This window comes from Chitinophaga pinensis, from assembly GCF_007896845.1.
GTDB lineage: Bacteria > Bacteroidota > Bacteroidia > Chitinophagales > Chitinophagaceae > Chitinophaga > Chitinophaga pinensis_C.
Window position 1 is genome coordinate 318,009 of the sequence record NZ_VOHS01000003.1, and the last position, 12,818, is coordinate 330,826.

General features: G+C 44.9%; 9 protein-coding genes. 5 read left to right on the forward strand and 4 right to left on the reverse strand.

The genetic code is table 11. The annotated features are described in order from the left end of the window. Positions 1–4 precede the first annotated feature (4 nt). The 5 genes from FEF09_RS04760 (at position 5) to FEF09_RS04780 (ending at position 8,203) form a co-directional block, all read left to right on the forward strand. Positions 5–1,483: a hypothetical protein gene (locus FEF09_RS04760; RefSeq protein WP_146304047.1), complete on the forward strand. Its 1,479-nt coding sequence runs from the start codon at positions 5–7 to the stop codon at positions 1,481–1,483. A gap of 88 nt (positions 1,484–1,571) precedes the next feature. Further along, positions 1,572–3,002, forward strand: coding sequence for a phytoene desaturase family protein (locus FEF09_RS04765; RefSeq protein ID WP_146304048.1), 1,431 nt, complete (start codon positions 1,572–1,574; stop codon positions 3,000–3,002). A gap of 215 nt (positions 3,003–3,217) precedes the next feature. Further along, positions 3,218–5,803 (forward strand): fibronectin type III domain-containing protein, encoded by a 2,586-nt coding sequence (locus FEF09_RS04770; protein ID WP_146304049.1) that lies wholly within the window; start codon positions 3,218–3,220, stop codon positions 5,801–5,803. Positions 5,804–6,135: 332 nt separating this feature from the next. After that, on the forward strand, positions 6,136–7,014 hold the full coding sequence (locus FEF09_RS04775; protein ID WP_146304050.1) for a polysaccharide lyase: 879 nt from the start codon (positions 6,136–6,138) through the stop codon (positions 7,012–7,014). 187 nt (positions 7,015–7,201) lie between these two features. Further along, the gene (locus FEF09_RS04780; RefSeq protein WP_146304051.1) at positions 7,202–8,203 is read left to right on the forward strand and encodes an MBL fold metallo-hydrolase; all 1,002 of its coding nucleotides are present in this window, start codon (positions 7,202–7,204) and stop codon (positions 8,201–8,203) included. Between the two features lie 2 nt (positions 8,204–8,205). On the opposite strand, the gene FEF09_RS04785 is transcribed toward FEF09_RS04780, so the two are convergent. Genes FEF09_RS04785 through FEF09_RS04800 form a run of 4 tightly spaced genes read right to left on the reverse strand, consistent with a single transcriptional unit; the run spans position 8,206 to position 12,690 of the window. Further along, complete coding sequence (locus FEF09_RS04785; protein ID WP_146304052.1) at positions 8,206–10,995, reverse strand: PAS domain S-box protein; 2,790 nt, start codon at positions 10,993–10,995, stop codon at positions 8,206–8,208. Positions 10,996–11,047: 52 nt separating this feature from the next. After that, the gene (locus FEF09_RS04790) at positions 11,048–11,527 is read right to left on the reverse strand and encodes a YdeI/OmpD-associated family protein (RefSeq protein ID WP_146304053.1); all 480 of its coding nucleotides are present in this window, start codon (positions 11,525–11,527) and stop codon (positions 11,048–11,050) included. Positions 11,528–11,530: 3 nt separating this feature from the next. Then, positions 11,531–12,187 carry a hypothetical protein gene (locus FEF09_RS04795; RefSeq protein WP_146304054.1) on the reverse strand — a complete coding sequence of 219 codons (657 nt, stop codon included), beginning with the start codon at positions 12,185–12,187 and terminating at the stop codon, positions 11,531–11,533. Between the two features lie 5 nt (positions 12,188–12,192). After that, positions 12,193–12,690: an RNA polymerase sigma factor gene (locus tag FEF09_RS04800; protein ID WP_146304055.1), complete on the reverse strand. Its 498-nt coding sequence runs from the start codon at positions 12,688–12,690 to the stop codon at positions 12,193–12,195. Between the last annotated feature and the right edge of the window lie 128 nt (positions 12,691–12,818).

Genomic DNA, 12,818 nt, shown 5'->3' on the forward strand with positions numbered 1-12,818 from the left:
CGTTATGTCTGATATAACTCATTCAACAGTTGCAGCACCTGTAACGCCCGTAACGGAAGTGCACACAGATACTGTTACACCTGCTGCAAAGCCATGGAAAAGCTGGCAGAAACTGGCATTCCGTGTTGCCTTTATCTTTTTTGTGATCATGAGTATCCCGACCAGCTGGAACTGGTATCAACATCTTTTTACGATGGACTGGATACACCTGAAGTACAGAGATGTGTATGATATTGCGCGTTTTCAGCCCAATTTATGGAACGTAGAATCAGAGAGTGGCCGCTGGGGAATAGCCAGTTATGCCAGCTGGTTGGCGGCGCTGATCATTGCAATAGCAGGCGCTGGTATCTGGAGTATTTTTGACCGGAGAAAAGAATATAATATCCTGTATTATTGGCTGCGGGTGATCGTGCGTTACCGTGCGGGTATCGGGATCATCGGTTTTGGATATACAAAGTTGTTTCCCGTACAGATGCCTTATCCATCGATCTCTAATCTGCATACCAACTTTGGTGATTTCACTGCACAGAAGATATATTGGCTGTCGATTGGTATTGTACCATGGTATCAGGTGTTTGCCGGTATCGTAGAAGTACTTGCTGGTGTGCTTTTATTCTTCCGTGGTACTGCTGCTATCGGCGCTGTATTGCTGGCAGGTGCGCTGGCGAATATCACCTTTGTGAACTTCGCCTATGATGGTGGTGTACATGTGTATAGTGCCTACTTTGTTATACTGGCGTTGTTTGTCCTTGCATATGATGTACCGAAGCTCTACAATCTGCTGGTATTGGAAAGATATACTGTACCTGTGCACTACTATCCTTCGTTTAAAGAAAAATGGCAACAGTATTCCCGTTATATCCTGAAAGGCGGAGCTGTGTTATTATTCGTTGTGATCCTGTTCTATCTGCAGATGTGGAACTATCTGTACGATCCATACAAGCAGCCGGTTAATAAAGGTATCGCAGGTACAAAAGGTTATTACAATGTGACTGAGTTCCGTTTAAATAATCAGGTGATTCCTTATTCCCCACAGGATACAGTACGCTGGCAGAACGTGACTTTTGAAAAGTGGTCTACGCTGACTTATCAGGTGAACAAGCCCGTGTGGCTGGATCTGAGTAACGGAGGCGGGTCACCTAAAAATGATGTGGACCGTAACTTTGAGCTGGCAGGTGTGGCCGGAGGACGCAGGTTCTTTTACTATGAGGCGGATACTGTAAAGCAGGAACTTGCTTTGCGTGATAAAAACAGAAGTCAGTCCAATCAGGGAAGAGAGCGCCAGCGGCGAAATGCCACTGATCGTCCGAACACAACTAAAAAGAAAGATCCTCCATATGTGTTGCATTATGAAAGACCGAGTGACACACGGATCATTCTTTATGGCTTAAATGAAAATAAAGATTCTATTTACGTAATTTTAGACAGGGTAGATAAGCAGTATTTGCTGTCGCCCAGTAAATTAGAAGCAGGACAATATTAAATCAACTAATAATTAAGAATTAGTAATTGAAAATTGGGTTGTTAATAACCTCACTTTTTTAATTACTAATTCTTAATGTTTTCGCAATATGAAGTATTCATACGACGCCATTGTCATCGGCTCCGGACCTAACGGACTTGCAGCAGCTATACTCCTGCAACAACAGGGATTATCTGTACTTGTTATTGAAGGCCGGGACGAGATAGGCGGAGGCTTACGGTCTAAAGAGTTAACATTGCCGGGATTTACGCATGATATCTGTTCTGCTATCCATCCTATGGCACAGACCTCACCTTTCTTTAGTCAGTTGCCACTGGAGCAGTTTGGTTTATCTTTTCTTCATCCTGTTGCGGATGCTGCGCATCCCTTTGATGATGGAACTGCTGCTGTGTTGTATTCTTCGCTGGAAAAGACAGCTGAATTATTGGGGAGTGACCGTCATGCGTATGAGCAGTTGTTTCGACCGTTACTAAAGGATTTTAAAGACCTCTCCGAAGATATACTTGGACCTTTGCAAATACCGCGGCATCCTTTGACTATGGCCAGATTCGGATTAAAGGCATTGCCGTCAGCCATGCATCTGGCAAAGCGTTTTAAAACAAGAGAGGCACGTGGATTATTTGGAGGTGTAGCTGCCCATGCGATTCAACCCCTGACGAATATCGCCACTGCTGCTATTGGACTGGTATTGATGGCGAATAGCCATGTGAGTGGATGGCCGGCACCGAAAGGAGGGGCACAGTCATTAGCTAATGCTTTGGGCGCTTATTTCACTTCCCTTGGTGGAGAAATCGTGACAGGAACGTTTGTAAAGGCATTGAAGGAATTGCCTCCATCGAAGGCAGTATTACTGGACGTCACACCAAAGCAATTATTACAGATTGCAGGAGAGCGGTTTACTTCCTTCTATAAATGGCAACTAAAAAGATATAAATATGGAATGGGCGTGTTCAAGATCGATTGGGCACTGGATGGTCCGGTTCCTTTTACGGCGGCGGCTTGCCGGGAAGCAGGCACGATTCATCTGGGAAATACGATAGAGGAGATAGCTGCCAATGAGCAACGTACCGTAAATGGCCAGCATCCAGACTTACCTTATACCCTGTTTGTACAACATAGTATTTTTGATAAGACCCGGGCGCCTGAGGGAAAACATACAGCGTGGGGTTATTGCCACGTGCCGAATGGGTCTGTAAAAGACATGACAGCGGCGATAGAGAATCAGGTAGAGCGCTTTGCACCCGGTTTTAAAGATTTGATCATTGGCCGGCATGTTATGAACACGGCTGATGTGGAGGCGTATAACCCTAACTATATTGGTGGGGATATTAACGGCGGTTTATTGGATATTACACAACTCTATACCCGGCCTGCTATGAGATGGTCGCCCTATACAACACCTGCAAAAGGTATTTATGTCTGTTCTTCTTCTACACCTCCCGGTGGCGGTATTCACGGTATGTGTGGGTATCATGCCGCAAAGAAAGCATTAAAAGACGTTTTTGGCATTCGCCTGTAGTTTAATTTCTATTAACAATCTGTTTGAAATCCGTTGACAGCTTTGCAGCTGTTTACTTACGATATTAGTAAATCGTATATCGTCTTTGTGTTAGCCGTTTCGTGAGCAAATATATCAACCAAAAAGCACACCCACTTTGAGAAACATTTCATCACCCTATGATTTAAAACAAATCAGGCATTTTTTAATTACATAAACCTTAAAGAGCAATTACTATGCGTAATTTTACAAAGGCATCTTTGTATTTGGCCCTCCTATGCGCTGCAGTGCCGGCATTGGCTCAGACGAACATCACGTCGACAGCAGGCTCACTGACCGCGCAATACGGAAATTCCAACGCCGTGGAAAACTATCCGAAGCTGATAGACAATAACACCAGCACGAAGTATTACATTGACAAAACATCCCTTTGGGTACAATTTGAAGCGGCAAGATCCGCCGTTGTGACCCAGTATTCCCTTACCTCTGCAAACGACTATGCTGACCGTGATCCAAAGAGCTGGAATCTGCAGGCATCAAATGATGGTAAGACATGGACTACGTTGAACACGCAGACCAATCAGACCTTTGCCAGTCGTTTTCTGACAAAAACTTATTCTTTCACCAACACCACTGCGTATACTATTTACAGACTGAATGTTACTGCCAACAATGGTGCAGGCGCTATTCAGCTGGCAGAGTGGCAACTGCAGGGTTCATTGACAGGACCGGCTTCCGGGCCATCTAATGTGACGGCCACTGTTCAATCAGGTTATAAAGTAAATCTGACGTGGTCAGACAATGCGACCAATGAAACCGGCTATCGCATTGAAAGTTCACTGGATGCCGTTAACTTTTTAACACGTGCTACTGTTGCTGCGAATGTAACTACCTATACAGATAGTTCATTGAGCGCTGGTACCAGCTTTATTTACCGTGTAAGAGCAGTAAATGCAACAGGTGTATCTTCCGCAGATACTTCCGATGTTGTAAAAACAAACGTGGCTCCTTCCGGATTTGATATCACCAATTATACCAACGCAAAGTTCAACGATCCGTATAACACAACCGGTGCAGAAGGATTGGATAAAGCCTTTGATAACAGCCCTTATACCAAATACCTCGCATGGGCTGCTACCACTGCTATTGGCTATTCCCTGCCAGGTGGCGCAGTAGCTACCCAATACAGCATTACTTCTGCAAATGATGCATCAGATCGTGATCCACGTAACTGGACCTTTCAGGGTTCCAATGATAGTACGAACTGGACGAATCTGCAGGTGGTAACCGACCAGCAATTTTCTGCCCGTTATAAGAAACGTACTTATGTGTTCCCAAATACTACCTCTTATAAATATTACCGTTTGAATATTACTGCCAATAATGGCGCTTCTATTACACAGTTATCAGAATTTGAAATCATCGGTACCGGTACAGGTACCGTGAATACAGGTGTTCCTGCGGCTCCGACCGGATTTACAACACAGTCAGTATCCGGCAATCAGATCATTCTGGATTGGGCGGATGCTGCAAGTACAGAAACTAATTATCGTCTTGAAAGAACGACAGATACGTCAAACTGGAATACAGCATTTGTGTTGCCATTGAATACCACGCATTTTTATTCTCTTGATCTGTCTCCGCTGACGAAATACTATTATCGTCTCAGAGCAGAAAATGCGAATGGAGCATCTGCATGGGTAACCGGCAGCAATACAACATTGACTGCTGCTCCAAAAACGGTATGGCAGGAACATTGGTTTGCGCACGTAGAACCATTGACTTTAAATTATTCTAACAGCAGTGTGAATATTTATTTTGATGCTGCGGTAAGTCCTTCTATCACCTGGATGAATCAGGACTTCACAAATGTGTGGGAGTATGTAAAACAGAACTATGGTTCTTTCAGTGATCCTAAGTTGAACATGGTGTTTCATAGTAAGTCAGGCTATTCCGGTGGCCATCCGGCGAATGTGTTTGATGCTTCCCATGATTATGCTAACGTGGGTGACCTCGGAGGCAGCTGGGCTACCCGTGAAGGCTGGAACCTGCATGCATCTATTCACGAAGTAGGACACATCGTGGAAGGTGGAAGCAAAGGTGTACACAATTCACCATCTTTCCCTATCTGGGGAGACAGCAAATGGGTTGAAATATTCATCTATGATGTAATGAAACGTCTGGGATGGTCAGCTGATGCACAACAGGCATACAATGATTTTGTGGTGAAAGCAGAGAGCTTCCCAAGTCCGGATACTTATTGGTTCCGTGACTGGTTCTATCCGATCTATGACAGAGCTGATTCCAGTGCAGCGTTGAACAGGTATTTTGAACTGTTATCACAGTATTTCCCACAGCATAATGGCGAATATACCCGTGATCTGAATCTGGGTGAGTTTGTGCATTTCTGGAGTGGAGCGGCGCAATTCAGTCTGGAACTGCAGGCAGATACCGCGTTCGGTTGGACCAAACAACTTGAAATGCAGTTCAAACAGGCGCAGATCGATTTTCCATTCACCTATCCACAGCCATTGTTAGCACCAGCTGTAGCGGTTGTACCAGAGAAGAAGATCGCTGTACTGAACATCTGGCCTAATCCTGCCAGCAACGTACTGAACCTTTCTCTGCCGGATGCGGTGAAAGTATACAATGTAGACATTTACAACATCGCTGGTGTAAAAAGACTGTCTCAACGTATCAAAGGCAATTACAATAGTCTGAGCATTTCATCCCTGCCGGATGGTGTATATATTGTGACGGTTACTGATGATAAAAAGATCATTCACCGTCAGAAGATCGTGGTAAGTAATACGACCCGCTAATTATCCCTATAACGTCCGTCGAATGAGAAAGAGGTTGTCCGCCATATAGTGGACAACCTCTTCGATTTTGAGGGTAGCTTACAGACTCTCCCGTTTCGGGTACTAATCCAATCGCCCGATTTTCCAATTTTGAAACAAATTCTTCACTTTTTTATTAATTCCGATAGTACCCCTCTTCCCTTCGTGCGACATCTAAGGAAACCTACAGACTGGATCCACGTTTATCTGCTTGCGTATAGATGCAATCGATTGTATTAGTGAATTGAAGGCCTAATAGATTATCCTATAGCGAATTATCTTTTTTCATTTTCCCTTAAAAAACCAATTCAAAGATGAACAGACAACAAATTGTCAATGTCAGCCGGGCCGCAGCCCTCTCCATGACCGTATTACTGTCAGCATGTGCAAAGGAAAGCGTTCAGCAGGAAGAACGTCTTGCCGCTGGCAGCAGTTTAGAAGCTCAGGCAGTGGGCAATACTATCCTGAATTCCTGGAGTGTGAACTGGGATAACTATACACATGGCGTGACGTATACCGCCAATAATGGTGCTACCGACTTTGGTAACGTTACCGGTTGGGTAGACAGCCGGGGGATGATCTCCAATGGTAATCTGCGTATTACCCTTTTAAAGAATGCCTTATCTGGTGCTGGTGGCGTTGTCGCCAACATCGACATTTCTGATGGTACCGCCTATGAGGTGGACTATGATGTAAGGTTCCACAGCCAATTTGACTGGAGCAGAGGTGGGAAACTCGGCTTCGGTTTCTCTATCGGTGATGGTAATACCGGTGGTGATCCGGGATGGGATGGTAATGGTGGTACTGCCCGTCTGATGTGGTATCAGACAGATGCCGGCAGGGTATTCTTCCAACCATATGTTTACTTCAAAGATCAGTCTGGTCAGTATGGAGAGACTTTCGGCAAGTCTTATCCTTCCAGTGGTAGTCTGAACAAAGGACAGACCTACCATGTACACCTGTATGTAAAGAGTAATACGGGCAGCAATACCAATGGTCACGTGCAGTACGTGATTGACGGTACAGTCGTACTGGATCAGGATATCCGCTGGACAACCAACGACAGCAAACGTCTCATCAGAGGACTGACCTTCCATACTTTCCGTGGTGGTAGCCAGACCTATTGGCAATCATCCACCGATGGATATATCTATTATGATAATCTGAAAGTGCATAGGATCAGTACCAACTGATAACTGTATATGTTTTTGCGGCCTCCGGAGCATCTCAGCTGTTCCGGAGGTTTTATTATATGTAAAAGGCATCTTTGAAATCTGATATCAATCCTTTGATTTTTATTATATGTGATAGCGGCTTTTTCCTGACCTTTGCGCAGACGGGGATGGCTATCTGAACCAACATCCCGATTAAATTTACTGTATGAAAAAGCAATGGCGGATACTGACTGAGTCACGGAATTATAAGGCGGGAAAGTTCCTGAATCTTGAATACACCCCTATGATGACGGAGGGTACCTCTATGAGTAAAATGCTGATAGAGTATTTTAATCCGCCGGCAACAGCTGTTCCTGCCAGCGAGATCCCTTCTGTCAGAACGGATCTGAAGGCATTAGGTTCAGATAAACCGGTAATCGTATGGTTCGGACACTCCTCTTATCTGATCCATTGCAGAGGTATCAACATACTGGTAGATCCTGTATTAAGCGGACATGCATCCCCGATACGTACTATGGTGAAAGCATTTCCCGGTTCGAATGTTTACCAGGCAGAAGATATGCCTGTTATAGACTACATGATCATCACACATAACCACTACGATCATCTGGACAAAAAGACTATAAAAAAACTGCGTCCACAGACAAAGGCTTATTATACCTCACTGGGTGTAGGAAAAGATATAGCAGGTTGTAGTGTGGAGGAGCAGCATATTACAGAAATGGATTGGTGGGAAAAGGAGCAGTTAAGTCCGGAGATCTCGCTGACGGCTACGCCTGCCCGGCATTTTTCCGGCAGGGGGCTGAAAAGAGGAGGTTCACTGTGGTCATCATTTGTATTGAGCATGTACGGTTATACTATTTTCATCGGTGGTGATTCCGGTTACGGTACACATTTTAAAGAGATTGGTGAAAAACAGGGTCCTGTAGATATTGCGATACTGGAATGCGGGCAGTATAATGAAGCCTGGAAACATATCCATATGATGCCGGAAGAAACCGTGCAGGCAGCATCCGATCTGAAAGCAAAAATGTTGTTGCCCGTACACTGGGCTAAATTCAAATTGGCATTACACCCATGGAATGAGCCTGTTGAAAGGGTCGCAAAAGAAGCCGTGGTAAAGCATATGCCTATTGTTACACCAATGATCGGTCAGCCGGTTATTGTAGGAGAACAACCGGTGATGGCGCCATGGTGGAATTTCTGATCTTATAATCCGGGAATGATAATATGAAAGAGGGTGCCCTTTCCGGGGTCAGACTCTACAAACAGGTGGCCGGAATGATTGGCAACAATACGTCTGCATAATGACAACCCGATACCGGAGCCGGGATACATGGCACGGTTATGCAGGCGTTTAAACACTTCAAAGATCTGGTCGGCATATTTCTGTTCGAAGCCGATACCATTATCCTTGAAGGTGATATCAAAGTATTGTTTGTGTCGTTCTGATTTGCCGAGATAACTGCCTGCCATATCGGGAGTAATAACTTTGGCGCTGATCTCTATTACAGGACGGGTATCAGGTTGTGTGAATTTCAGAGCATTGCTCATGAGATTATAGAACAGCTGATTGATCTGTAAAGGAATACCCTGTATAGTAGGGAGTGGGCCTATCAGGATCTCCGCATTTTTCTCTTCTATGATCAGTTCGAAGTCGCTGATGACGCTTTGTAAGATGAAGGTGAGGTTTATTGCCCGCGTCATATTTCCCTTTTCCAGCAGTCTGGAAAACTCCAGCAGGTCTTTGATCAGCATCGACATCCTCTCAGATGACTGATTGATCTTTTCCACCAGCTTTTTATGGTCCGGGACCAGATCTTCATAACGGTTCAGCAGGTCTGCATAGATGCGTATCTTCCGCAAAGGTTCCTGCAGGTCATGGCTGGCAACATATGCATATTGTTCCAGCTCCTGATTTGACCTTACGAGATTGGCGTTGGCATCCTGCAATTCTTCATTCATAGCCGCCAGTTCCTCGTTGGAGGCTGCCAGTTCTTCCGTTCTTTCTGCTACTTCCAGTTCCAGATTCCCCTGATGTTCCAGTAGTTTATGACGGGCAAGTACCTGTTCAGTCACATCGATGGCCATGTCTACGATTGCAAAGACTTCTCCCGTTGCATTCAGCAATGGTTTGTAGGTGTAGTTGAAATAGAATGTTTCGGGTTTCCCGTTTATGACAAGGATCGCTTTGGCTTCTTTTTCATGATAGGCGATACCTGTTTTATATACTTCATCCAATATTTTCAGGAACGGCTGTTCCTTCAGCTCCGGAACTGCCACCGACAGTTTCTTCCCAAGCACAGATCTGCCTTTACCCCAGACATTAATCATCGGTTCATTGGCGACCTCTATGACCAGTTCAGGTCCTACAAAGAGGGCGGTGGCTACAGGGGCTTCTTCTACGAGGGAGCGGAAACGGTATTCGCTTTCAAGCAATGCCTGTTGCACTTCCTGTTCTGCTCTCAGGTCTCTGGCTACACAGGCGACAGCGATGGGCTCTCCGCTCATCGGACTGTCCAGCCGGAATGCGTTGGTATGGAAAGGTATCTGTTCGCCGGTCTCCTGCTGTGTATAGTATTGTCTTCCCGTCCATTTGCCTTGGGTAAAGACGGCAGGAAGAACGTGTTTTTCAAGATGTACCAGATGTTCAAGGGTAAAGATATCTCTGATATTGCGGGTGATGGTGGATGTCTTACGTCCCATTCCCAGCATTTTCATACCGGCGTCATTCACATAGGTAATTGTACCATCGAGATTGGCTACGGCGATAAAGTCGCTGCTGTTCTCTACCAATGTCAGCAGCTTTTGCTGTTCCTGACGGGCAGCTACTTCATTACTGATATCAAAGGCGATGACCAGTATATCTTCTTTCTGATCATCCTGATTGATGATACGGGCTGTATTGACCTGTACCCAGCGTTCTGCACCATCCCGCAGGCGATAGCGTTTGATCTGGTTGAAGACATCGCGTTTGCCTTGCATCAGCTCTTTGAAGAGTTGTACATTTTCCTGCTGATGTTCGGTATGTACGATTTCTATGTATTCTTTGCCGGTCAGTTCCTGGGCCGTACAACCCAGCAGACCTGCAAAGGCTTTATTGATCATATTGAACTTTCCGTGGCTATCGATGAAAGCCATACCAATGGTGGCATTATTAAAGGAGAGTGCAAAGCGCTGTTCAACTTCTTTGAGCAGGCGGTCCTGCTCTTTCTGCAGGGTGACATCGAGGCAGATACCGGACAACGATACAGGAGTACCGTTGATATCATAATAGTATTTGCCACGTATTTTACCCCAGTGTATAGAGCCATCATCCCATATAAAACGTGCTTCGTAGTGCAGGGTACCTGTTTGTGCGGCAACTGCATAGGCACGTTCTCTTAAGGGCATATCATCCGGGTGAATATGGCTGATCAGTATATTCCGTTTCTTAACAACAGGTTCGCGTACGCCTGTCATAATATATTGAAGGTTCGCTGAGAAGTCAATGTCATCGGTGCTCAGGTCAACGGTAAAGATACCTGCATCAGACCCTTCTACGGCGAGACTGGCCAGTCTTTCTGCAGCTTCAGCCTTCTCGTGGGCGGCTATTTCTGCGGTAATGTCCTGACTGATACCAGAGAGACGAATGGCTTTTCCCTCATTATCAAAGTAAGCCTGTCCCTTTACATTCAGCCATAAAGTATTATTGTTGTCAGTTCCGATACTTCGGAACCGGACACTGAACTGGTGGTCAGATTGGGGCTGTAATGCCTGTCTGACCGTCTGTCGGATGGAATCCTGATCTGCGTAGTGAATGTGCCGTATGACGGTTTCGTAGGTAGGTATTTCGTCGTCTGCCAGTCTGAATAGTGCCCTGCAACGTTCATCCAGTGCAATCTGCCGGTTAAGCATATCCACATCCCATGTACCGATCCCGGCAGCATGTAATGCAAAACGTATCTGAAGTTCCTGGTCCCGAGGGATAGACGGTTTGGGTGTTGTAAGTTCACTCATGTTTCACTGGCAGTCCATTGAAGGTACAAGTTAAATCAAAGGAACCGAATTATTATTTCCCGGTCACCTTCTTTCCTGCTTCCAGTTTTTCGATCATGAGCGTAAGGCGATTTTGTCTGGTCTCCTCTCTTTTGGCGGAAGTGATCCAAACCATGTATTCCTTTCTGTCAGTATAAGAGAGTTTATTATAAAAGGCTTCCGCTTTGGGGTGTCTGGCAAATAAAGCGACTACTTCATCTGTGAGTACTACTTCTCTGACATCAAGGTCCTGTTCCAGTTCGACATGAATGGTGTCTCCCAGTTCTTTACCCAGTTGTTTACGGATGACCTGGGTAATGCCCAGCCAGTGTTCAGGCATATTCATCTTTGTCAGACTACCCCGATAGGTGACTTTACCATCAATCAGCGCTTTCACCTTCACCTGACCTTTTACGCCAAACAGTTCCTGTACATTATAAGGAAACACTACATAGCCGGCATTCATCCCGCCATGTTGTTGTATCACTGCATCAAAAGTTACTTTTCCGGACATGTGTTATTCTTTTTCGTAGGCTTCAATCTCCCGGAGGAAGTGCTGAGCCTTAGTGAGAGAGGTCCATTCACTGCTACCAAAGATAATCTTAAACCAGCGTTTATCGACATTTTCCATCTTTGCATTCTGGTAGAACCAGATGGCAAGGGCTGAAAACAGGAAGGTGATTGTCAATTGAAATACCCACAGCCCGATTGTACCATTTTCAAACATGCCTTTATTGAAGTAGAAGGTAGTGTAAAAGGGAGCTGACAACATTAATATACGTACAATACTGATGGTTGAAAGTTGCAGCCGGACCAGCTTTTTCTGTGTGTCCAGCACGTTGCTGTCATTGTCTATTTGTTGTATCAGAGAAACCTGTCGTATGTATACAACGATGGCAGTAACGGTGATGACGATAACGGCCATGGCAGATACGATGAAGAAGAGACTATATGGTGTCATATACATGATGGCTAAAACGACCAGAGCAGAGAGGAATAAGGACCAGATAATACCGAGGATCACTGCTACGATCTTGATCGCTTTTAGCGGGCGGAGTGCGCTTCTTACCTTCTGGGTCTGCATTTCGGTGATCAGACGTTGATTCAGGGCCAGTGATTTTTCCAGCTTTTTATCATAAGCGGCCCACATTTGTTTTAATAAGATGTCTTCCATTTTTATCAGGTATGAATGGTGGAGAATTTGGTTTTTAATTTGCCTTTGATACGGTTGATCTTTGTTGCGATGTTGGTTTCTGTCAATCCCAGTATATCGGCTATTTCCTTATAACTTTTCTCTTCCAGATACAGTAGCATAATGGCTCTGTCCAGTTCCGGCAGCTCATGAATGAAACGTTGCAATAATTGTAACTGTTCCATATCTGTTGCTTCCTCTGTAACGACGATGATATCAGCGGTAAGTTCGTGTGCGTTGTTGTGCTTACTGTCTTTACGATAGAAGGAAATCGCCACGTTCAGGGCTATTCTGTATAGCCAGGTAGAATATTTATACTGGTCATTATACCGGTCGAATGATCGCCATAGCTGGAAGATGATCTCCTGTATGAGATCTTTTCTGTCTTCTGTATGGTGACAATAGGAATTGGCTATTTTATAGATAATTCCTTTGTGCTGTTCGATGACCGACAGAAAGACTTTATCTTCTTTTGGAGGGGCCATATGATGTAATCATTAAGGTCATTTGAAAAAACATTTACCTTATTATTCGCAGGAGGGAACGAAAAATCACATCAGGATATCAGAGATCCTGAAAGTAACAAAAATTGGGGATATAAGGGGAAGATTTC